Origin of the sequence: Lentzea waywayandensis (assembly GCF_900115955.1) — a bacterium.
In the GTDB taxonomy this organism is placed as follows: domain Bacteria; phylum Actinomycetota; class Actinomycetes; order Mycobacteriales; family Pseudonocardiaceae; genus Lentzea; species Lentzea waywayandensis.
In genome coordinates, this window is record NZ_FOYL01000013.1 from 272,902 (window position 1) to 294,061 (window position 21,160).

Genomic DNA, 21,160 nt, shown 5'->3' on the forward strand with positions numbered 1-21,160 from the left:
CTCAGTGACCACGCGGTGGAACACCGCGAAAAGCCGCAAACCCTGGGTGCACCACCTCGACGCCGACCAGCTCACCGCGGTGAGTATCGCCACCGGAGTCCCGGCCGACACCCTGGCCGCCCTGACCCTGGACCGCTACGCCGGCACCGGGCTGATCGCCGACCGGCCCGCGCGAGCAGGCAGCCGTCCGCGCTGGTGGCGCGGACTGAGAGGATCGCGGTTCTGCCCGCGCTGTCTGTCCGACAACGGAAACCGGTGGATGCTGTCCTGGCGACTGGCCTGGAGCTTCGCCTGCACCCGCCACCACACGCTCCTGCTCGACGCCTGCCTGACGACTTCCGTAGGTTCGCTGGCGGACCACCCGCATCCTCGAACGCGCAACACTTCGACGGGCCGAGCGGTCAGGCAGTGGGCAGCCGTTGACGAGATTGGGGCTGCATAGCGCAGTCAACCTAGGTGGGCTAACGCGGCCATGGTGGCGGCGGCCCTTGTGGGCGAAGATCGGTCCGTGGCCGACACGATCTGGGATCGACTCGAAGAGTGTGTGCAGGACCTCTCGGAGCCATTTCGTGCCGCCGAGATGGTCGGCTGGTTCCGCCGCAACTACCCGGACGTGAAGGAGCAGTCACTTCGGGCGCACATCCAGGTCGCAACCTCGAACGCTTCTGCGGAATCGCGGAGCATGTTCGTGAACCGGCGGCCGCTGATCACGCGGATCGAGCACGGCCTGTACCGCCGTTTCGATGGCGATCCCGGGCCCACACAGCCGAATCAGATCGCCACCCACGACAGGAGAGTGATGACGCAGCATGCGCTCGGCGTGGACATCGAGGCAACTGTCGACAGGTACTTCCACGATCGCGACCCGAGTGCGCGGTACACGTCGTTCGACTACTGCTTCAACCACTTCCAGCAGCATCGGACCGAGGTCGCGGCCTGGGGTGAGCCTACCGGCATGGAGGTCAGCTGCCTCCAACTCGGGTTCTACCTCGCCAGTTGGGGGATGTTGCGGGGGTCGTCCGGTCTTCTGCGGCGAAGCGCCCGCCATCTGGTACCTCTGATCGAGACCCTCGCCGACGCTCCTGCGGAGGTGTGGGACCTCGATCTCGACGGTTATGACAGAGATGGCATCGATCTGGTCCTCCGAACTGCGCTGGATGTTCGTCGTGCGCTCCGTCCGGTCGAAGCATCCGACACCTTGGTCACCAAGGTGATGCTCGGTGTCTTCGGCTGCGTCCCGGCGTTCGACACCTACTTCATGAAGGGTTTCGGCGTCTCCACCTTCAGCAGGAGATCGCTACGACGGGTCGGAGAGTTCTACCGGGCGAACGCATCGATCATTGATCAGCAACGCCAGCCCACGCTCGACTTCACGACCGGGCAGCCCACCACGCGGCTCTACACCCGAGCCAAGGTCGTGGACATGATCTTCTTCATCGAAGGTGGATATCCGCAACGGTAGCGCCGGCGAGTACATCGATCCCGGCTGTCCGTTCTCGGTGAACGTTGCGGAGTCTCACCGGCATAGCTCGTCGTCTCACCACAGGCGGAGGAGTCTCAACCGACACGGCATGCCATCGCCGGTAAGCCCACGAGAAGGCATGCCTGTCTCAACACACCTGTCGCATCACTGGTCAGAGGCCACACCCACACTGATCATCGAGATACCGCTTGCTTCCCGTCCGCGCATGACCATCTCCGGGTCGAGCATCAATCCGTTGTGTCTCAACGGAAATGTCACGCCGCACGTCAGGACGTCGCCGCCCTGACACGATCGCCGAGAACGGACATTGATCATCGCTGCCCATCCGAGTGCCGATCAACGGCGTGAGCGGATGTTGCCAAACTCGTCGTCCGATCTGGGCTGGAGTGCTCGTGTCCCTGTTGTGGAACGTTCTGCGAATAACACGGCAACCGCCTCGTCCACCGTCAACCGTTGTTGGTGCGGCGCTGTCACGCCGGAGACCCTTCAGCGCCGTCGCGAGCAGGTGTTGCGCATGACCCGTGCGGTGGTATCTGCCGCACAATTTGGCTGCAGAGCCCTATTGTTCGGGCATGCGGGGTGTTTTCGTTGGCCGGGTCGAGGAGTCTGAGTTACTTGCTGGCCATCTTGACGAAGCGCGGTTGGGCAGCGGGCGGCTGGTTCTCATCGGCGGCGAGCCGGGCATCGGCAAGACGAGGCTCGCGTGCGAGGTCGCGGCCCGCGCGGAGGCCTCGGACATCCCGGTCGTCTGGGGACGTGCCAGTGACGACGAGGGCAGCCCGCCGTACTGGCTCTTCCGTCAAATCGCTCGCGCGTTGAATGCTTCGCTGCCGTCCGCGTTGGTAGATGGAGGCACGACCACCGATTCGATGATCGCCCGCTTCGAGGCGTTCGAAACGTTCAGCGAGCAGCTGCGGGAACACGCGCGGCACGCCGGTCTCGTCGTCGTCCTCGACGATCTCCAGTGGGCCGACGCGGCGTCGATGGCATTGCTCGTGCACGTCGCGCGCGGTATGGCTCGCTCCCGTCTGCTGCTTGTCGCCACCTACCGGGACACCGAACCCAGCGGTGGGAAGGCTTTGGCCGACGCGTTCGCCGCTGTTTCCCACGAGGCGGGACTCGTCCGCGTCCGTCTGGCCGGGCTGCTGCCCGTGGACGTGCATCGACAACTGGAAGCCGCCGCTCGCGTGCCGGTCACCGCCGAGATCGCGGCTCTGGTCTGCCACCGGACCGGCGGAAATCCCTTCTTCGTCAACGAGATGGTCCCGCTGCTCGACAGCGCTGCCGAGGCGGTGCCTGACGGCGTACTCGACACAGTCCGCGCGCGGCTGGCCCGACTCGACCCCGTTTGCCGCGAACTGGTCGCGGTCGCGGCTTCGCTGGGCAGCGGACTCGATGCCTCCCAGCTGGCGGCGGTGACCGGAAGGCCCCTCGAGACCGTGCTGAACGCCCTCGACGAGGCCTCCGCAGCGGGATTGCTGGCTCCCGGCGAAAACCGGCAGTTCCGGCATGACCTCATCCGGGAGGCCGCGCGAGCCGACCTGCCCACGGCGACCCGCGCACGTGCCCACGCCCAGCTGGCTACTTGGCTCGCCACGCGACCTGACGCTGCCGAGCGCGTTGCGGAGATCGCTCACCATTGGCTGGCCTCGGCACCGGTAGGCGATCCCTGCCAGGCCGCGGAGTGGGCTGAACGCGCCGGAGACCAGGCGCTGGATCGCCTGGCGTGGGAAGAGGCCGCCGGGCTGTACCGGCGGGCGTTGGAAGCCGGCGCTCCGCTGACCGCAGGCGACCGCGCCAGCCTGCTGTTGCGGCACGCGACAGCGCTGGCCCGCGACGGCGATCTCCAGTCTGCTTCCGAGGTCCTCAGCCGGTCCGCTGAGGCGGCTCGTGCCGCGAACGACCCGGAGGCGCTTGGGGCCGTCGCCTTGGCGATGGAGGGGGTTTCCAATCCGTGGGGCGACTTCGTCGGTGGCCGGTTGGCCATTGAGGCCCTGGCCCAGTTACGTGCGGAGGACAGCTCGATGCGGGCCCGATTGCTGGCCCTGGTCGGCGGCGAAGCCAGCTTCGTGGGCGGGCCGGATGCTGATCGGTATTCCGCTGAAGCACTCGCGATGGCCGAGCGGCTCGAGGACGTGTCCGTGCTGCGTTCCGCGCTGCGCTCGCGGCAAATGGCCCGCTCGGGGCCCGATGGCGTGCACGAGCGGCTCGCGCTGGCCGAGCGGATGTCCGCGCTCGGTGAGGCCGAGCAGGACGACGACACGCGCTTGTGGGGCTGGCTCTGGCGCTTCGATGCTTTCATGATGCTGGGCCGCATCGACGATGCCGAGGCCGCACTTCCTCCGATGCGGCGGTTGGCCGAACGCCTGCGCCGTCCGCTCGCCACGTGGCACTACCTGCGCAGCCGCACCGCCATCGAGATCACCCGCGGCCGCTTCGACGACGCCGTCGACACAGCGCGGCGCTGCATACAGCTGGTCGACGGCCGCACACACAGCTCAGCGTTCGGCGTGTCGACGTTCGTCCTGATCCTGCTCGATGGGCTGACCGGCCTCGATCTCCTCACCGACGAGCAGCACGCCGAATTCGAGCGGTCTGTCCCGGCCAACCTCCTGCCGGCATACGGCTATTACTGGGCACAACACGGCGACTTCGACCGCGCGCGTCGGCTTGCCCGCAGTGTCGCCGACGAAGGTGGATATCCACGGCCGGTGCTGTTGTCTGCCGTCGCGGTCCGAGCCGAGCTGGCCTGGCTCTTCGACGAACGAAAGCTCGCTGCGAGAATGGCAGGGTTGTTGCGGCCCCACGCCGACCTGTTCGTCACCGGCGGGGCAGGCTCCTTGGCGAACGCCGGCTCGGTGCGCACGTACCTCGGCCTGGCCGAAGCCGCTTGCGGACACTTCGACGACGGGGTGCGTCAGATCCGGCTCGGGATCGCCGCCGACGACACAGCCGGCATCGTGCCTCACGCAGCGTTCGGCCGATGGCATCTGGCCTGCGTGCTGTCACGCCGCCACCGTCCCGGCGACACCGAGGAAGCGGTCGCGCTGTGCGCCGGTCTCATGGACACGACTGGACACCTCGGCATGCATCCCCTGCGACGGCGTGTCGCAGAGCTCGCGGCCAAGTTGCGCGGGGACGTGCGCGATGGTCTCACGCGCCGAGAAGCAGAGATTGCCGGACACGTCGCCCAGGGCCTGACCAACAAGCAGATCGCGGCACTACTACACCTCTCCGAGCGCACGGTCGAAACCCACGTACAGCACATCCTCGCCAAGCTCGGCTTAGCCAACCGCACACAGATCGCTGCCTGGTCCGCCCAGCAGCGGTGAGATGCGTGCCGCGGATACGTGGTTCTACGGACCCGGTCGCGCACTGCAGCTCGTAGCGTCTGCAAGCGCTAGAAAGCCCAGCACACAGACGCGAAAAGGGGAAAGACCATGAGCAGCCCCGGATTTCCTCCCAACTGGCAGGGCCAGAACGCCGCCAAGGCCGGCGCCGACGCTGCGGCACGCGCTCGAAGCGCCAGCGAACAGTCACGCCGGATCGTGCGCGGACAGCGCGGGAGCTTCCTCGGCAGCCTCGTCGCGTCACTCATCGCGCTGGGTGTCCTCGTCTTGGCGGCGCCGTTCGTGATCGACCTCATCACGCACTTCCTCCACAGCACACGCTAAGCGCGCAACGTGGAGCCACCACTGTCGCGGGGTCACCCCGAAAACGACAGCCATACCCTGGAAGAACTGGCTTTCCAGGGAAAACCTGGCGGTCGATCCCGCGGGCGCATTCCTGCAGAATCCCCAGAACTCCGTGCACGCCGCCGACCCGGGATCGTCGACACCGCTCACCGGCGCTGACGTCACGCACGATCCGAACCAGTCGACCGGCTCCGAGCACTCGACCGCTGGCGCGAGCACGTCAGCTCACGATCCCGGGGCGGGCTCGAAGCACGACGCGGCGTTCGTTCCACACGACGTCGCGCACGATCCCGGCGCTCCGCACTTCGACGCTGGCGCCTACTTCCACTGAGCACTAGGAGCCGATGATGAACCACTACATGGGACGCGTGTCCGGCTACACGCCCAGGGCAGAGGGCGGTGTGTTCCGCAAACGCCTTATGCGCAAGACGAAGCTATCCCTATCGGCCGTGCTTGCCGCCATCACCGCCGTGCTGGGATCGCCGCTGCTCGGGTCGGCGCCGATGGCCTCGGCGAGCGCCCACGGCCCGTACCTGTTCAGAAATGTCCAGACCGGCAAATGCATCGACATCCCCGACGGCACAGGCGGCAACGGGGTGAAAGCCCAGCAGTGGGAATGCTGGGGTGGTGACATGCAGAGGTGGTGGCTCGACGACGCCGCCTACACCGGCACCGCTTACTACCGCATCCGCAACGTCCAGAACGGCAAGTGCCTCGACATCCCCGGCGGCGACCCGGCCTGGGGGGTGCAGGTGCAGCAGTGGGACTGCTGGGGCAGCGGGAACGAGGGCCTGATGCAGCAGTGGCAGGTGTTCCAGCTCGGCAACAACCAGTTCTACCTCAAGAACCGCGCGACAGGACTGTGCATCGACGTGCCTGGCGGCAACACCACCAGCGGCGCGGTCCTGCAGCAGTGGAACTGCTGGGGCGGCACCATGCAACGGTGGTTCTGACCACTGCCGTGACGGGGACGGGTGCGTCCCCGTCACGGGTCGCGTGCCGGATCAGTCGCCGACGGCTCAGGACCGGCAGTACCAGATGCCGGCGTTCCCGAACCCGACGATGTCCGCGCGCCCGTCGCCCGTGGTGTCGGCGACGACCCGCGGGTGCTGCTCGACCCGCCATCCCTCCCGCGGCGTAACCCGAAGTTGGTCACGACGAGCTGAGGTGCCTCGAACTTGCCAGCACCGAGGTTCCGCGACACCCACACCCCGCCGTCCCCGAAGCCGACGATGCCCTTGCGGCCGTCGCCGGTCGTGTCCGCGAGGAACCGCGGGTGCTTCTCGACCCACCCCACGGGGTAACCGAAGTTCGGCACTTCGAGCTCCGGCGCTCAGGAAACGTCACGACAACTGAGACTGATCATGTTAGTGACGCAGTGAGACGCGCAACGTTTCCGCAGTTCATAGAAGATCACACTTTCCCAAAGATCTTGGCATGAAATGACACTAGTGCCATTTCATGCCAACTGGGATTGTTCATTCTTTGACCCAAGAAGTAGCTGTAGTGGTCTCCTGGTCGCGTTGGCGCAGCGGCTGCAGAGGCATTGGGATTGCCCTTCGGCGCGGCGGGCCAGGATCACGCGCCGCTTGTCGGCGTCGGCCAGTCTGCGCCCCAGGGCAGGCGCTCGGGACTTCGGCAGGTTCCACCACGGTTCAGACCAATGGCCCCGGATTTGTCAACGGGACAGTTGATCGCGTCGTACCCGCTCACCTGGCCTAACAATTACGTCTGGGCGGCGATGTGTCGGATATGAGATCCCGTGTGTGGTTGACGCTGCTGGCTGTGGCGGGTGTGGGCCTGCTGATCGGCCAGTTGGCCGTGCTTGGCTCCCTGCCGCGCGGGGAGTGGCTGGCGCGGTGGTGGCCTGCTCTTGCCGTCGTGCCGGTATTGGCGGCGGCGGTGCTGTTAATCCGCAAGCGGACCGGCGCCGGCGGTGAACGGCAGCCGCATGACTGGGCACGGACCACCGGTCTGGTCACTGCGCTGACCGCGGTCGGGGCGCTGGTGTTCACCGGCTTGTCGCTGCAGGCGAGTCGTCAGCAGATCGGGATCAGTGAGCAAACCCTGCTCACCGACCGTTTCCTCCGCGCGGTTGAGCAGTTGGCCAGCCAGGGGGTGGACAAGGTTCACCTGCGCATCGGCGGGATCTACGCCCTGGAGCGGGTCGCCGTGGATTCCCCGCGCGATCGAACGGCGGTCGAGGAACTGCTGGCCGCCTTCCTCCGTGACCGGAGCCCTCGGCCCACCGATCGCGCCTGCCCGGAGACACCGGCGGACGCGCACGCCGCGTTTCGGGTGCTGGTCCGCAGGCCGCCGAACGATTCCCAGATAATGATCGACCTGCGCCGCACCTGTCTGACCAAGGTCAACGCGCCGGAAGCGGATCTGTCGCGAATGTCGCTGTTCGAGGCGGACCTGACCGAGGCCAACCTTTACCAGGCACACACCGGGCTGACCGCTTTCGGCAACGCCATCCTGGTCGGTGCCCGGCTCAGCAGCGCCAAGTTCGGCTCGTACACGTTCGTCGACGGCGCCGACCTGACCAACGCCGACCTGACCTACGCCGATCTGACCCGCGTGCACCTGACCAACGTCAAACTGTCCGGAGCCGACCTCACCGACGCCAAACACGGACCCGCCACCGACATCTCCACTGCGATCAAGGACGCCACCACCAAAGGCGCATGGTGGTAATACGCGGTCCTCCCGGCCGGATCGTCTCACCAGGCTCGACGAGCGAGGTTGACTCGGCCACGCGCCCGTCTCTGCGGCAGTCTTCGTCGGCCCGGCCGAACCGAACTGACCAGCATCTCCCGCAGGACGAACCTCGATGACAGCGGAGTGAAGGCCGATGTGCACCAGGTGCCGGTCAAGATCATGGACCGGCACCCGGGAGCAGGCATCGCGCTGGCCCCGACGCATTGCCCATGGGCGCGACCGGACTCCGCGCTCGCTGCGATCTCGACGGCGCCACCCGCTGCGGCCAAGTCTGTACGTACACGCTCTGGACACTCCAAGCCCCTGCTCTGGGCTCTCGCCACCCTCGCGATCGTCCGCCTACATCGGCCTCGTCTGCGAGCCCAGTTGAGGCACGCGCTCCGTCGAACACGTTCATGGGAAGTGAACCCGCTGCTGAGGAAATGTCACGACTGCTGAGACTGATCATGGTGACATTGGCGCGAGACAGCTCAGGAACGTGCAGCTCGCAGAAGACCAGCAAGTCATCGGCCGTGAGACCCTACAGCGCGGCCGTGCGGGCGACGTTGCCCGACGACACGCGCTGGCTCATGCAGCTGGCGCCGCCGGTCGGCTACTCCCCCGACTTCCTGACGCCCACGGCGGGCTCGTGCGCCGTGGACGCGGGCATCGAGGCGGTGCTGTCGACGCCCGCGGAGTCGTTGCGCGCGGACCTGGAGCAACTGGACCGCCGGCACCATCTCGACCCGCGCACGCACCTGCTGGCCGGCGGTGACGTGGCCACATTGGACTCGCTCGGCGACGCGTTGCGCGCCTACCACGGCCACGCGCTCGCCCCGATCTGGGACGAGGTCCGCGCCGTCGTCGACGCCGACCGCGCGGTGCGGGCACGGTCCTTTCTGGACAGCGGCTGCGAGGGCATGCTCGCTTCGCTGCACCCGACGATCTCGTGGACGCCGTCGGTGTTGTCCATCGAGTCGCGCTTCCCGCAGCGCGATGTCCACCTGGGCGGCCAGGGCCTGGTTCTCGTGCCGTCGTACTTCTGCTGGGAACGGCCGATCATGCTCCGCGACCAGAGCCGCACGCCCGTGCTCGTCTATCCGATCGCACGCGACCTGCACGTGACGAGCACCGGCAAACGGTCGCTGGAGGCGTTGCTCGGCCGGACCCGCGCCGCCGCCCTGGAGGTCATCGCCGGCGGCTGCACCACCACTGAGCTGGCCCGCCGCCTGGGAATCTCCGCCGCCTCGGCCAGTGCCCACGCCTCGGTCCTGCGTGACGCGGGCCTGGCCGTCGCCCAGCGCCACCGCAACTCGGTGCTGCACACCGCGTCGGCGCTGGGCGTCGAACTGCTGGCTTGAGCCGGCTCGTTGTCAGAACGGTTCTAAGGCCTTGCCCGTACCGCCGCCCTGGCGCACCCACCGGCGACGACGAGCAACGCCAGCGCCACCCACACCGGCCACAGCTCGGAGTAGGTGATCGCCAGCGCGATGTGCGTGGCCGCCGCAGCCGTGAAGACGGCCACCAGCACCACCCAGAAGTAGAAGTACCGCGTGATCCAACCCACCCCCTCCGCCGAGTGCCGCCACACCCCCTCATCGCGCGTATCGAGGTTTGTGCTGCCTGGGTTACTGGTGGGGTCATCAGCAATCCGGTACTACTGACCGGCATGACGACCGACATCGTGACCGGGTCCGACTACGGCAATCTCGTGCGCACGCATCTGACGCGCGTCGAGCAGCACAACGCGGCCGCGCTCGACGACGTGGCCGAGCTCGTGCTGGCCGCCGTCGAAGCCGACGGCATCATCCTCACCGCAGGCGCAGGACACTCACTGGCGGCCGTCGCCGAGACCTTCTACCGGGCGGGCGGCCTGGCCTGCGTCCGCCCGATCTACCACCCCGAACTGCTGCCGATGCACGGCGCGATCAGCAGCACCTCGGCCGAACGCCGCTCCGGTCTCGCGGGCGAGGTGCTGCGCGAGTCGGGACTGGCCCCGCACGACGTCCTGTTCGTCTTCTCGACCTCGGGCGTCAACTACTACCCGGTCGAACTGGCCCAGGAGGCCGCGAGCAAGGGCTGCCCGGTCGTCGGTGTCACCTCGGTGGCCGCCAGCGCCCAGGCCCCCCGGCGGGCCGGCGCGACCCTGGCCGAGGTGTCCACCGTCGTCCTCGACAACCTGGTCCCGCCCGGCGACTCCACCTACCCGGAGTCGGCCCCGGTCACCGCCGCCGTCTCGACGCTGGCCACCACGTTCCTGTGGAACCTGCTGATGGTCCGCCTTCTCGACAAGGCCGCCGCGTCCGGTGTGCAACTGCCGCTGTGGCGCAGCGCGAACGTGGAGGGCGGCGACGCGGCCAACGCCGACCTGCTCCGCCACTACCAGACCCGGATCCCGCAGCTCGGATAGGTAGAAATCCTCAGGGTTTCTCAGCGCGCCACCGTTATTCTCCCACCGGGGAAAGCACTGACCTGGGGGGTCTTCAACAGTGGAGCCGAAAACTCGTAGATGGATCCTGATCAGCGGCGCGCTCGCCACGACGGCCGTAGTCGGCGTGGCGGGCGCGTTGCTCTGGTCGGGCAGCAGAACAGTGGTGGTCGTCGACGAACCGGCGAAACCCGCGGAGACACCGTCGCAGGTCGCCACCAGCTTCCTGACCAGGGCGATCTCGGGCCCGGCCAGCGCCGCCGTCTTCACCGACGCACCCGCGGCGGCGACCACGGCACTGGAAGCCAGCAAGGCCGGCATGGGCACGTCCGCCTACCAGGCCGCCGTGAAGACGTCCGAACCACCGCCGGCCGACGCCACCACCGCCGAGCTCACCGCGGCCGTCACCTGGACGATGCCGAGCGCCGCCCTGTTGAAGTACGACGTCAAGATCCCCATGATCCGCGCGGACGGCGCCTGGAAGGTCCACTGGACCCCCGCGCTCATCCACCCGCAGCTGACCGAGGGCTCCTCGCTCACCTACCGCAAGGCCCTGGCGGACGGCGCGCTGCTGGGCCGCGACGGCAAGCCGCTGGTCCAGGGCACGATCCCGGACGGCCTCTACAAGACGATCACCAGCACGGCCGGCGACGTGAAGGGCACCGACGGCTGGGAGGTGGGCATCACCGCGGGCGGCGCCTTCACCCCGCTGGACGGCAAGAAGGCGGAAGGGGGCGAGAAGATCACGGTCACCATCGACCCCGCCCGGCAGGCCGCGGCCCAGGCGGCCGTCGACGCACTCCCGCAGGGCGCCGCGATCGTCGCGATCGAGGCCTCCACCAGCGAGATCCTGGCCGTGGCGCAGAACAAGGCGTTGAGCGGCACCAACCCGTTCATCGGCCGCTACGCCCCCGGCTCGACGCTGAAGATCGTGACCGCCGCCGCGGCCATGAACGCGGGCCTGGTCCAGTCCGGCACCGCCGTCCCCTGCCCGGCCAAGGCCACCATCGGCACCCGCACGATCACCAACGCGGGCTTCGGCCACGACAGCGTGCCGTTCCACACGGCGTTCGCCCTGTCCTGCAACACGACCTTCGGCGACCTGGGCGCCAAACTGGACGCGAACGCCCTCCCCGCCATGGCGAAGCGCTTCGGTCTGGGCGCCGACTGGAACATCCCCGGCGCCGAGACGAACACCGGCAAGGTCCCGCCGGCCACCGGCGACCAGCAGGTGGAGAACAGCTTCGGCCAGGGCAACGTGGTCGCCAGCCCGTTCGGCATGGCACTGGTGGCCGCCACCGTCGCCTCGGGCAAGACCCCGGCGCCCACCCTCATGCGAGGCAAGCCCTCCGAGCCGAACGACGTGGCCGCGGCACCGCCTGCCGCCGTCCTTCAGCCGCTGCGCGCGATGATGCGCGAGGTGGTCACCGCCGGCACCGCCAAGCAGCTCGCCGGAATTCCTGGCCTGGCCGGGAAGACCGGCACGGCGGAGGCGGGCGGCGGCACCGAGCACGGCTGGTTCGTCGGCTACCAGAACAACGTGGCGTTCGCGGTGTTCGTGGAGGACGCCGGGTCGTCGGCCAGCGCTCTGAACGCGACGGCGGCGTTCCTCAGGTGACGATCACCGCTGTTCGCGCGGCACGAGCAGCCCGCGGTGGAACGCCTCGGCGCTGAAGAGGCCGGCCGGCGACGACCCGCGACACCTCCACCTCACCTGGGCCAAGCACCGCAGCGGCCGTTGAACACACCGCTTCATCAGCAACGCCACCGTGCGGGCGAGCACCGCCTCGCCTCGCACGGTGGCGTGGAACGCGCGCACGAGTTCGTCACGCGGAGCGTCCTCGAGCAGGTGGTCCGCAGCACCCACCTCGCAGCGCCCGCCTCGCAGCGCCCGCCTCGCAGCGCCCGCCTCGCAGCACCCGCCACGCACGTCGTTGCCGACCCTTGGAGCCGTTCACGCGTCCATCGCGCCCTCGGAACCGTCCTCCACCCCGGCGATCAACGCCTGGCGGCCTGCCTACGCGCCCCGGAGTCGCCGGTTCTCACCGTGGCGGAGCGGAGTCCCCGGGACATCGGCCGATCACCCGGCCGGGCGGATGAGCCGCGGCCCAGCCGGACGGCTGGGCCGGGCCCTTCGCGGGGTCAGTTCGTCTGCGGTACCCCGAGCCGTTCGCTGAACTTCGGCGTCGGCAGGACGCCGACGACCGGCGGCTCGGCGAACTGGGTGTTGTAGAGGTCCGCGTAGCGGCCCTCGGCGGTCATCAACTCGGTGTGCGTGCCTCGTTCGACGATGTCGCCGTGTTCCAGGACCAGGATCTGGTCTGCCGCGCGGATGGTGGAGAGCCGGTGTGCGATCACCAGTGAGGTCCGGCCCTGCAGTGCCTCGGTGAGGGCCTCCTGCACGGCGGCCTCGGATTCCGAGTCCAGGTGTGCGGTGGCCTCGTCCAGGATCACCACGCGGGGCTTGGCGAGCAGCAGGCGCGCGATCGTGAGGCGTTGGCGCTCGCCGCCGGACAGGCGGTAGCCGCGTTCGCCGACCACGGTGTCGAGCTGGTCCGGCAGCGACGTCACCAGGTCCAGCAGGCGGGCCCGGCGCAGCGAGTCCCACAGGTCGTCGTCGGAGGCGCCGGGCGACGCGTACTCCAGGTTCGCCCGGATCGTGTCGTGGAACAGGTGGCCGTCCTGCGTCACGACGCCGACGGACGAGCGCAGCGCGTCGAAGGTCAGGTCGCGGACGTCCACACCGGACAGACGCACGGCGCCGGAGTCGACGTCGTAGAGGCGTGGCACGAGCGAGGCAAGGGTGGACTTGCCGGCACCGGACGAGCCGACCAGCGCCACCAGCTGGCCTGCTTCGGCCTTGAAGCTGATGCCGTGCAACACTTCCTCGCCGCCGCGAGTGTCCAAAGTGGCCACTGATTCCAGCGAAGCCAGCGACACCTTGTCCGCGGACGGGTAGGCGAAGCGCACATCGGAGAACTCGACCGACACGGGGCCGTCGGGCACCGAACGCGCGTCCGGGCGTTCCTTGATCATCGGGTCGAGGTCGAGCACCTCGAAGACGCGCTCGAACGACACCAGCGCGGTCATCAGGTCGACGCGGGCGTTCGCCAGCGCGGTCAGCGGTGCGTACAGGCGGGTCAGCAGCAGGGCGAGCGACACGACGGCGCCTGCCGCCAGGTGACCGGTCAGCGCCAGGTAGCCGCCCAGGCCGTAGACCAGCGCCTGCGCGAGCGCCGACACGAGCGTCAGGCCGGTCATGAACCAGCGGGTGGCCATCGCGGTCCGGATGCCGATGTCGCGGACCTGCGCGGCCTTCTCGCCGAACTCCTTCTCCTCGCGGTCGGGGCGGCCGAAGAGCTTCACCAGCGTCGCGCCGGGCGCCGAGAAGCGCTCGGTCGACTGCGTGACCATCGAGGCGTTCAGGGTGGACGCCTCGCGCTGCATGTCCGCCATCCGGCGGCCCATCCGCTTGGCGGGCAGCACGAAGACGGGCAACAACACCAGGGCCAACGCCGTGACCTGCCACGACAGCGTGAACATGACACCCAGCGACAGCACCAGCTGGATGATGTTCGTGACGAAGCCGGACAGGGTCGAGGTGAAGGCGCGCTGGGCGCCGATCACGTCGTTGTTCAGCCGCGAGACGAGCGCACCGGTGCGCGTGCGCGTGAAGAATGCGACGGGCATCTTCTGCACGTGGCCGAACACGGCACGACGCAGGTCGTAGATCAGGCCTTCACCGATGCGCGTCGACTGCCAGCGCTCGACCACGCCCAGGCCGGCGTCGACCACGGCGATCAGCGCGATCGCCACGGCCAGCCACACGACGACGGACGGCGCGGAGCCGCCGACGATCGCGTCGACCACCCGGCCGGCCAGCAGCGGCGTCGAGACCGCCAGCACCGACGAGACCACCGTCAACAGCAGGAACACCACCAGCTTCGCCCGATGAGGCCGGGCGAAGGCCAGTACGCGCCGGAACGTCCCCCGGCGCACCTTGGAGGGCGCTTCGGAGGTCGCCCCCATCATGAATCGCCAAGAGCTGTATCCGTCCACGCTGACTAGAACAGCACAGCGGTCCGACAATTCCGTCGCGCGCGACTAGGAGCGCGGAAAGTTTCAGCTTTGAGCGGACAGGGCCGCGAAGGACTGCAGCCGGCGCAGCTGGGCGGCACGCTCCAGCGCGAGCTGCGACTCCGCGTCAACGCCGGAAGCCGCCGACGCGATCAGCGCCAACGTCTCCGTGACGGCACCGGCGAGAGGCTTCAGAACGGCAGCCACGAGCTCGTCAACGGCGCCGTCCAACCCTTCGGCGGGCACGACGGAGTTCGCGAGGCCGATCCGCAGCGACTCCTCCGCCGCGACACGACGGGAGGTCACGCACATCTCGGCCGCGCGCGAGTACCCCACGAGTCGCACCAACGGCAGTGTGCCGCCGAGATCGGGCACCAGACCCAGCCCGGTTTCGGCCATGCAGAACTGCGCGTCCTCGGCGAGCACGCGGAAGTCGCACGCCAGCGCCAACTGGAAACCGGCGCCGATGGCATGCCCTTGCACCGCGGCGATCGTCACGCGTGCCGGGTCGCGCAGCCAGGCGAACCCAGCCTGGTACGACGCGATGCGAGCGTCCGCCTCCTCGGGAGACAGCGCCAGGATCGCACCGAGACCACCGGGTTCGCCGTCGACGGGCTCACCGGTGAACATGCGCCGGTCCAGCCCCGCCGAGAAGGCGCGGCCGGAGCCCCGGACGACCACGACGCGGACGTCCGGGTCCAGCTGTTCGCCGATGTGCCGCAACGCCTGCCAGGTAGCCGGCGTCTGCGCGTTGAGCACGTCGGGACGATCGAGCGTGATGGTCGCGCGCGGCCCGGAGATCGCGAGCCGAACACCACCGCGCTCGAGCAAGCCAGCGTCGATTGAGGGCACTGGCATGTCGTTACCTCCGGCGAACTAGAAGCTAGTTACCGGAGAGTAGCAGTCTGAGTCGGGGCTACTTCTTCTTCGTCCGGGTGGCGCCACCGCGACCGCGCAGCGTGACCCCGGATTCCGACAGAACCCGGTGCACGAAGCCGTAGGAACGCCCGGTGCTCTCGGCCAAAGCCCGGATGCTCGCGCCCTTTTCGTACTTCTTCTTCAGGTCAGCGGCCAGCTTGTCCCGTGTGGCGCCGGTGATCCGGGCACCCTTCTTCAGGTCAGCCACCTTGTCCCGCCTTCCGTACGAGCAGGTGGGCCGTTCTACGGCCCCTGTCGTCGCAATGATCGAACAGGAACCGGCAGAACGCCAGGTGATCAAGCAAAGAGATCGCCGAACGGTCGATTCGATCACACTGAGTTGATCACAGAACGCGTTCGGTAGTCCTTTGACGCGTGGAGATCACGCCAGCTGCACGAGGTCCAGGTAGTCCTCGGACCAGTGATCCTCGGTGCCGTCGGGTAGCAGGATGACCCTCTCCGGCTCCAGCGCCTCGACCGCGCCGGGGTCGTGCGTCACCAGAACGACCGCGCCCTCGTAGCGCCGCAACGCGTCGAGAACCTGCTCGCGCGAGGCCGGGTCGAGGTTGTTCGTCGGCTCGTCGAGCAGCAGCACGTTCGCCGCCGACGACACCAGACCGGCCAGCGCCAGCCGCGTCTTCTCGCCACCGGACAACGTGCCGGCGGGCTGCTCCAGCTGCTCGCCGCTGAACAGGAACGTGCCGAGCAACGACCGCAGCCGCTGCTCCTGCTCGTCCGGCGCCATGTGCCGGATGTTCTCCCACACCGACGCGTCGTGGTCGAGCGTCTCGTGCTCCTGCGCGAAGTAGCCGATCTTCAGGCCGTGCCCGGGGACGACGCCACCGGCGTCCGCCTTCTCGCTGCCGCCCAGCAACCGCAGCAGCGTCGTCTTGCCGGCGCCGTTGAAGCCGAGCACGACGACGCGGGAACCCTTGTCGATGGCCAGGTCCACGCCGGTGAAGATCTCCAGCGAGCCGTAGGACTTGCTCAGACCCTCTGCCATCAAAGGGGTCTTGCCGCACGGGGCGGGCGACGGGAAGCTGATCTTCGCGACCTTGTCGTTCTGGCGCACGTCGTCGAGACCGTCGAGCAGCTTCTGGGCGCGCTTCGCCATGTTCTGCGCCGCAACGGCCTTCGTGGCCTTCGCACCCATCTTGGCGGCCTGCGTCATCAGCGCGCCGGCCTTCTTCTCGGCGTTGGCGCGCTCACGACGACGACGCTTCTCGTCCGTCGCACGGGCTTCGAGGTACTTCTTCCAGCCGAGGTTGTAGATGTCGACCTCGCCGCGCATCGCGTCGAGGAACCACACCTTGTTCACGACGTCGTCGAGCAGCTCGACGTCGTGGGAGATCACGACGAGACCGCCGTCGTGCGACTTGAGGAAGCCGCGCAGCCACGTGATCGAGTCGGCGTCGAGGTGGTTGGTGGGCTCGTCGATCAGCAGGATCGTGCTCGACTTGGCACCGATGCCCGCCTCGGACGCGGCGAACAGGATGCGGGCCAGCTCGACGCGGCGGCGCTGACCACCGGACAGCGTGCTCAGCGGCTGCGCCAGAACGCGGTCCGGCAGGCCGAGGTTCGAGCAGATGCGGGCGGCCTCGGACTCGGCGGCGTACCCGCCGAGCGAGGAGAAGCGCTCCTCGAGCTTGCCGTACTTGGTGACGGCGACGTCGAGCTCTTTCGGGTCGACCAGCTCGGCCATCTTCGACTGGGCCTTCTCCATGTCGCGGAGAAGCTGGTCGAGGCCGCGCGCGGACAGCACGCGGTCCTTGGCGATGACCGACAGGTCGCCCTCGCGCGGGTCCTGCGGCAGGTAGCCGAGCTCGCCCTTGCGGGTGATGGCGCCGCCGTAGGGCTGGCCCTCACCGGCGAGAACGCGAAGAGAGGTGGTCTTGCCGGCACCGTTGCGGCCCACGAGGCCGATGCGGTCGCCGGGCTGAACGCGCAGGTTGGCGCCGCTCACCAGAATGCGTGAGCCCGCGCGCAACTCCATGTCAGTTGCGGTGATCAAGAGAAACTCCGAGCAGTAACAACAACTCCGGGCATGACAAGGGATGGCACGTCCGGTTCGGCCTACTCCAGGAGGATCACGCAAGCCATTCTACGGGATCACGACCATCGAATTTCCCACCTGTGGCCAGGCGCATACATTGCGGCTATGAGCGAAGACTTCTCGGGCAAGGCCGCGCTGGTCACCGGCGCGTCCCGCGGCATCGGCTACGGCATCGCACGCGAGCTCCTCTCTCGCGGCGCCTCCGTCACGATCACGGGCCGCAAGGCCGACCAGCTGGCCGAGGCGGCGAAGCAGCTGGAGGCCGACACCGGCGGCAAGGTCCTCACGGTTCAGGGCAACGCCGGCGACGACGCGTCCCGCGAAGAGGTCGTCACGCGCACGGTCGAGGAGTTCGGCAGCCTCGACGTGCTCGTCAACAACACCGGCATCAACCCGCAATACGGGTTCCTGATGGACGCCGACCTGAACGCCGTCCGGAAGATCTTCGACGTCAACGTGGTGGCCACGCTCGGTTTCATCCAGCTCGCGTGGAAGGCGTGGATGAGCGAGCACGGCGGCGCGGTCGTGAACGTCGCGTCGATCGGCGGCATCCGGTCCACGGGCGTGATCGGCGCGTACGGCGCGTCCAAGGCGGCGCTGATCCGCCTGACCGAGGAACTCGCGTGGCAGCTCGGCCCGAAGGTGCGCGTGAACGCCGTCGCGCCCGCCGTGGTGAAGACGAAGTTCGCGGAGGCGCTCTACGTCGGCCGCGAGGAGGAAGCCTCGCAGCAGTACCCCATGAAGCGCCTCGGCACGCCCGAGGACGTCGCCTCTCTCGTGGCGTTCCTCTGCTCCGACAAGGCTTCCTGGATCACGGGTGAGACGGTCCGGGTCGACGGCGGCCTGCTCTCCACGGGCACCGCGGGCTGAGCCACGCTCACGCAGGGGTCCCCCGCAGGGGGTCCCCTGCTTTCATTCTCTCAGGCACCACCGACAGTTTCGGGCACACCGAGCACGTCCAGGAACGCCGCGGCCGCCGGTGTCAGCCCGGCCGCGCTCCACACGAGGTGCTCGACGCGCGAAGGCCCGCCCACGATCGGCACCGTCGCGACGCCGCTGAGCCGGGGCGTGTACCGCGACGGCAGCACGGCCACCGCGAGTCCTTCCCGGATCAGCCCGGCCATCAGCTCGGCGGTCGTCACCTCGAACGCGACCTCGCGGTGCAGCCCCGCGATCGAGAAGGCCTGATCCGACTGCATGCGTCCCGGTGATCCCGCCGGGAAGTCGGCGAACAACTCCTCCGCCAGCGCCCGCAGGTTCGTCGACTCCTGCCGTGCCAGCGGATGTTCGGGCGCCACCACGGCCACGTGCTCGTCGCGCGCCAGCTCCCGCCCGCGCACGCCCTCCGGCCGCACCCCGAGCGGCAACCCGAGGAACGCCAGATCGAGCGTGCCCTGCCGCACCTGCTCGACCATGTCGAGGCTCGACAGCATCCGCAACGCGACCCGCACCTGCGGATACCGCTCGCGGAACACCTTCAGCGCGGCCGGCAGGTCCACGGCCGCGACCGTCGGGATCACGCCCACGACGACCCGTCCGCGCACCTCCCCCACCGCCGCGGCGACCTCGGCCACCGCCCGTTCGGCGAAGTCGAGGCACTGCCGCGCGGACGGCAGGAACGCCGCACCCGCCGGGGTCAGCCGGACGCTGCGGCTGGTGCGCTCGAACAGCCGCGCGCCCAGCGACCGTTCGAGACGAGCGATCTGATGGCTCAGCGCCGACTGCACCACGTGGCAGCGCCGGGCCGCCTGCGTGAAGCTGCCCGTCTCGGCGACCGCCACCACGTACCGCATCTGCTGAAGCTCCACCGATCCATCTTGAATCACGATGGATCAGATGAAAAGCATGTGTTGGACTCATCGATCGCGCGAGCCAACACTGGATGACGTGAAGAACAGCGACCTCTCCCGCACCGCGCTGGCGGCGTTCGCCCCGGTGGTCTGGGGCTCGACCTACGTGGTCACGACCGAACTGCTGCCGGTGGGGCACCCGCTGTTCGCCGGCCTGCTCCGCGCGCTTCCCGCCGGCCTGGTCGCACTGGCGCTGACCAGGACGCTGCCGCGTGGTTCGTGGTGGGCGAAGGCGGCCGCTCTGGGCGTGCTCAACATCGGCCTGTTCTTCCCGTTCCTGTTCATCGCGGCCGAACGCCTGCCCGGTGGCGTCGCGGCCACCCTGGGCGCCGCACAGCCGCTCGTGGTCGCGTTGCTGGCGGTCGGCGTGCTCAAGGAGAACGCGTCCGCGTGGCGGCTCGCCTGGGGCGTGATCGGCATGCTGGGCGTCGGGCTCGTGGTGCTCGGTCCGGCGGCGGGTTTCGACCTGGTCGGCGTGCTGGCCGGGCTGGGCGGCGCCGCGACGATGGCGCTCGGCGTGACGCTGACGAAGAAGTGGGGCAGGCCCGCCGGGGCGACCCCGATGGCGTTCGCGGGCTGGCAGCTCACCGCGGGCGGGCTGTTCCTGGTGCCGGTGACGTTCCTGTTCGAGGGGCCGCCGCCGGCGATCGGCCTGACCGCCCTGCTCGGCTACCTGTGGCTCGGCGGCGTCGGCGGCCTGCTCGCCTACGTCCTGTGGTTCCGCGCGATCGGCACGCTGCCGGTCACGTCCGTCTCCATGCTCGGCCTGCTGTCGCCGATGGTCGCCGCGCTGCTCGGCGTCGTCGTGCTCGGTCAGACGCTCGACCCGGTGCAGCTCTTCGGTTTCGCACTCGCTCTCGCCGCGATCCTGGCCAGCCAGCGACCGGCACCCGTTCTCGTCAAAGGAGTTCTCCAGTGAAGATCGCGGTCGTCGGCGCTTCCGGCATGGTCGGATCGAGGGTCGTCGCCGAGGCGGTGCGGCGCGGGCACGACGTGACGACCGTGTCCCGCAGCGGCGGCGACGTGCGCGGTGACGCCACCGACCGGGAGCTGATGGACAGCGTTCTGTCCGGAGTGGACGGTGCGGTGGTGGCCACCGCGGGCGTCACCTCGACAGTGCTGCTCGACGCGGCACTCGCGACACGCACACGGGTCATCGTCGTCGGTGGCGCCGCGCCGCTGCGAACACCGGACGGCACCGGCCTCGTGCTCGACGACGAACGGTACGTGCCGCCGCACATCCGTCCCGTCGCCGAGGCGAGCATGCGTCAGCTGGCGGAGTGCGAGGCGCATCGCGCCGACTGGGTCTACCTGAGCCCGCCCGAGCTGCTCGAACCGGGCGAGCGCACCGGCACCTACCGGCGTGGCACGGACGCGCTGCTCGTCGGACCGTCCTCGATCTCGGTCGAGGACCTGGCCGTCGCGGTGCTCGACGAACTGGAGAACCCGGGCGAGGACCGCCGGTTCACGGTCGCGAGCCGAGGTCCAGCAGCAGGATGATCTCGCCGTCGTCGTCGACCTCCCCGGTGGGCTCGAACCCGAACGCGCGGTAGAACGGCTGCGGCGACCCCTCCCCCGGCACGCAGCTGGTGTACAGCTCGGTGGCACCCGCCTCCCGCAGCAGCGCCACGACCTCGGTGAGGATCGCGGTGCCGTAGCCACGGCCCTGGTGCCCGGCGTCCACGAGCAGCCGCCACAGGAAGTACGGCCCGCGCAGATCAGGCGTGGGCACGAGATTCCAGCTCAGCATGACGAACCCGACGGGTGTGTCGCCGTCGTAGACCGCGCGGAACCACGGCTTGGCCTCGGGATTCTCCCGCGCGTGCTTGAAGGACGTCTCGACGGACGCGACGAACCGTTCCTGCGCGGGGTGCACGCGCACGGCGATGACGGCGTCACGGTTGGCGTCGGTGACCTCGACCAGACGGATCTGAGCACTCATGCCTGGAGTGTGCC

At 68.9% G+C, this 21,160-nt stretch carries 22 protein-coding genes; 13 read left to right on the top strand and 9 right to left on the bottom strand.

Annotated elements, in window-relative coordinates; all coding sequences use genetic code 11:
- The first annotated feature begins 4 nt into the window (after window positions 1-4).
- From BM417_RS37630 to BM417_RS37655, 6 genes are all read left to right on the top strand, one after another.
- Window positions 5-442, top strand: coding sequence for a TniQ family protein (locus BM417_RS37630; RefSeq protein ID WP_218164686.1), 438 nt, complete (start codon window positions 5-7; stop codon window positions 440-442).
- 66 nt (window positions 443-508) lie between these two features.
- Window positions 509-1,462 carry a DUF7669 domain-containing protein gene (locus tag BM417_RS37635; RefSeq protein WP_143138973.1) on the top strand — a complete coding sequence of 318 codons (954 nt, stop codon included), beginning with the start codon at window positions 509-511 and terminating at the stop codon, window positions 1,460-1,462.
- Window positions 1,463-2,055: 593 nt separating this feature from the next.
- On the top strand, window positions 2,056-4,815 hold the full coding sequence (locus BM417_RS37640) for an ATP-binding protein (protein ID WP_093604397.1): 2,760 nt from the start codon (window positions 2,056-2,058) through the stop codon (window positions 4,813-4,815).
- Between the two features lie 108 nt (window positions 4,816-4,923).
- Window positions 4,924-5,157 carry a hypothetical protein gene (locus BM417_RS37645; RefSeq protein ID WP_093604399.1) on the top strand — a complete coding sequence of 78 codons (234 nt, stop codon included), beginning with the start codon at window positions 4,924-4,926 and terminating at the stop codon, window positions 5,155-5,157.
- Window positions 5,158-5,290: 133 nt separating this feature from the next.
- Window positions 5,291-5,509, top strand: a complete 219-nt coding sequence (locus BM417_RS37650) for a hypothetical protein (protein WP_093604401.1) — start codon at window positions 5,291-5,293, stop codon at window positions 5,507-5,509.
- Window positions 5,510-5,525: 16 nt separating this feature from the next.
- Entirely contained in the window at window positions 5,526-6,131 is a 606-nt protein-coding gene (locus tag BM417_RS37655; RefSeq protein WP_177320823.1) for an RICIN domain-containing protein, read from the top strand.
- A gap of 32 nt (window positions 6,132-6,163) precedes the next feature.
- Here BM417_RS37655 and BM417_RS37660 read toward each other — a convergent pair whose 3' ends face one another.
- On the bottom strand, window positions 6,164-6,496 hold the full coding sequence (locus BM417_RS37660; protein WP_093604405.1) for a hypothetical protein: 333 nt from the start codon (window positions 6,494-6,496) through the stop codon (window positions 6,164-6,166).
- Between the two features lie 452 nt (window positions 6,497-6,948).
- Here BM417_RS37660 and BM417_RS49530 point away from each other — a divergent pair, with 452 nt between their 5' ends.
- Together BM417_RS49530 and BM417_RS37670 are read left to right on the top strand one after the other, a co-directional pair.
- Window positions 6,949-7,875 (top strand): pentapeptide repeat-containing protein, encoded by a 927-nt coding sequence (locus BM417_RS49530; protein WP_177320824.1) that lies wholly within the window; start codon window positions 6,949-6,951, stop codon window positions 7,873-7,875.
- A gap of 536 nt (window positions 7,876-8,411) precedes the next feature.
- Window positions 8,412-9,239: a helix-turn-helix domain-containing protein gene (locus BM417_RS37670; RefSeq protein WP_177320825.1), complete on the top strand. Its 828-nt coding sequence runs from the start codon at window positions 8,412-8,414 to the stop codon at window positions 9,237-9,239.
- A gap of 23 nt (window positions 9,240-9,262) precedes the next feature.
- Here BM417_RS37670 and BM417_RS37675 read toward each other — a convergent pair whose 3' ends face one another.
- Window positions 9,263-9,445 carry a hypothetical protein gene (locus BM417_RS37675; RefSeq protein ID WP_143138976.1) on the bottom strand — a complete coding sequence of 61 codons (183 nt, stop codon included), beginning with the start codon at window positions 9,443-9,445 and terminating at the stop codon, window positions 9,263-9,265.
- A 102-nt stretch (window positions 9,446-9,547) separates the two neighbouring features.
- Between BM417_RS37675 and BM417_RS37680 the strand changes: the two genes are divergently transcribed.
- Together BM417_RS37680 and BM417_RS37685 are read left to right on the top strand one after the other, a co-directional pair.
- Window positions 9,548-10,288 carry an SIS domain-containing protein gene (locus BM417_RS37680; protein ID WP_093604413.1) on the top strand — a complete coding sequence of 247 codons (741 nt, stop codon included), beginning with the start codon at window positions 9,548-9,550 and terminating at the stop codon, window positions 10,286-10,288.
- Between the two features lie 79 nt (window positions 10,289-10,367).
- Window positions 10,368-11,924, top strand: a complete 1,557-nt coding sequence (locus BM417_RS37685) for a penicillin-binding transpeptidase domain-containing protein (protein WP_143138977.1) — start codon at window positions 10,368-10,370, stop codon at window positions 11,922-11,924.
- Between the two features lie 3 nt (window positions 11,925-11,927).
- Here BM417_RS37685 and BM417_RS37690 read toward each other — a convergent pair whose 3' ends face one another.
- From BM417_RS37690 to BM417_RS37710, 5 genes are all read right to left on the bottom strand, one after another.
- On the bottom strand, window positions 11,928-12,173 hold the full coding sequence (locus BM417_RS37690; protein ID WP_093604417.1) for a hypothetical protein: 246 nt from the start codon (window positions 12,171-12,173) through the stop codon (window positions 11,928-11,930).
- A 275-nt stretch (window positions 12,174-12,448) separates the two neighbouring features.
- The gene (locus BM417_RS37695; protein WP_245822506.1) at window positions 12,449-14,335 is read right to left on the bottom strand and encodes an ABC transporter ATP-binding protein; all 1,887 of its coding nucleotides are present in this window, start codon (window positions 14,333-14,335) and stop codon (window positions 12,449-12,451) included.
- A 93-nt stretch (window positions 14,336-14,428) separates the two neighbouring features.
- Window positions 14,429-15,241, bottom strand: a complete 813-nt coding sequence (locus tag BM417_RS37700) for an enoyl-CoA hydratase/isomerase family protein (RefSeq protein WP_093604421.1) — start codon at window positions 15,239-15,241, stop codon at window positions 14,429-14,431.
- Between the two features lie 58 nt (window positions 15,242-15,299).
- The gene (locus BM417_RS37705; protein WP_030473247.1) at window positions 15,300-15,509 is read right to left on the bottom strand and encodes a helix-turn-helix domain-containing protein; all 210 of its coding nucleotides are present in this window, start codon (window positions 15,507-15,509) and stop codon (window positions 15,300-15,302) included.
- Window positions 15,510-15,683: 174 nt separating this feature from the next.
- A complete protein-coding gene (locus BM417_RS37710; RefSeq protein WP_093604423.1) occupies window positions 15,684-17,312 on the bottom strand; it encodes an ABC-F family ATP-binding cassette domain-containing protein in 1,629 nt (542 codons plus the stop codon).
- A gap of 147 nt (window positions 17,313-17,459) precedes the next feature.
- Here BM417_RS37710 and BM417_RS37715 point away from each other — a divergent pair, with 147 nt between their 5' ends.
- Window positions 17,460-18,224 carry an SDR family oxidoreductase gene (locus BM417_RS37715; RefSeq protein WP_093604425.1) on the top strand — a complete coding sequence of 255 codons (765 nt, stop codon included), beginning with the start codon at window positions 17,460-17,462 and terminating at the stop codon, window positions 18,222-18,224.
- Between the two features lie 50 nt (window positions 18,225-18,274).
- On the opposite strand, the gene BM417_RS37720 is transcribed toward BM417_RS37715, so the two are convergent.
- Window positions 18,275-19,162: a LysR family transcriptional regulator gene (locus BM417_RS37720; protein ID WP_093604427.1), complete on the bottom strand. Its 888-nt coding sequence runs from the start codon at window positions 19,160-19,162 to the stop codon at window positions 18,275-18,277.
- A 79-nt stretch (window positions 19,163-19,241) separates the two neighbouring features.
- On the opposite strand from BM417_RS37720, the gene BM417_RS37725 reads away from it, so the two are divergent.
- Together BM417_RS37725 and BM417_RS37730 are read left to right on the top strand one after the other, a co-directional pair.
- Window positions 19,242-20,123, top strand: coding sequence for an EamA family transporter (locus tag BM417_RS37725; protein WP_245822508.1), 882 nt, complete (start codon window positions 19,242-19,244; stop codon window positions 20,121-20,123).
- Window positions 20,120-20,704, top strand: coding sequence for an NAD(P)-dependent oxidoreductase (locus BM417_RS37730; protein WP_093604431.1), 585 nt, complete (start codon window positions 20,120-20,122; stop codon window positions 20,702-20,704). Before BM417_RS37725 ends, BM417_RS37730 begins: the two co-directional genes overlap by 4 nt.
- Here BM417_RS37730 and BM417_RS37735 read toward each other — a convergent pair.
- The gene (locus BM417_RS37735) at window positions 20,670-21,146 is read right to left on the bottom strand and encodes a GNAT family N-acetyltransferase (RefSeq protein WP_218164687.1); all 477 of its coding nucleotides are present in this window, start codon (window positions 21,144-21,146) and stop codon (window positions 20,670-20,672) included. The genes BM417_RS37730 and BM417_RS37735 overlap by 35 nt on opposite strands.
- Between the last annotated feature and the right edge of the window lie 14 nt (window positions 21,147-21,160).

What these genes read in the sequence shown, in the direction of transcription:
- BM417_RS37640 (WP_093604397.1), top strand. Translation starts at nt 2,056, where the DNA reads ATGCGGGGTGTTTTCGTTGGCCGGGTCGAGGAGTCTGAGTTACTTGCT.
- BM417_RS37645 (WP_093604399.1), top strand. Translation starts at nt 4,924, where the DNA reads ATGAGCAGCCCCGGATTTCCTCCCAACTGGCAGGGCCAGAACGCCGCC.
- BM417_RS37655 (WP_177320823.1), top strand. Translation starts at nt 5,526, where the DNA reads ATGAACCACTACATGGGACGCGTGTCCGGCTACACGCCCAGGGCAGAG.
- BM417_RS37680 (WP_093604413.1), top strand. Translation starts at nt 9,548, where the DNA reads ATGACGACCGACATCGTGACCGGGTCCGACTACGGCAATCTCGTGCGC.
- BM417_RS37695 (WP_245822506.1), bottom strand. Translation starts at nt 14,335, where the DNA reads ATGGGGGCGACCTCCGAAGCGCCCTCCAAGGTGCGCCGGGGGACGTTC.
- BM417_RS37700 (WP_093604421.1), bottom strand. Translation starts at nt 15,241, where the DNA reads ATGCCAGTGCCCTCAATCGACGCTGGCTTGCTCGAGCGCGGTGGTGTT.
- BM417_RS37715 (WP_093604425.1), top strand. Translation starts at nt 17,460, where the DNA reads ATGAGCGAAGACTTCTCGGGCAAGGCCGCGCTGGTCACCGGCGCGTCC.
- BM417_RS37735 (WP_218164687.1), bottom strand. Translation starts at nt 21,146, where the DNA reads ATGAGTGCTCAGATCCGTCTGGTCGAGGTCACCGACGCCAACCGTGAC.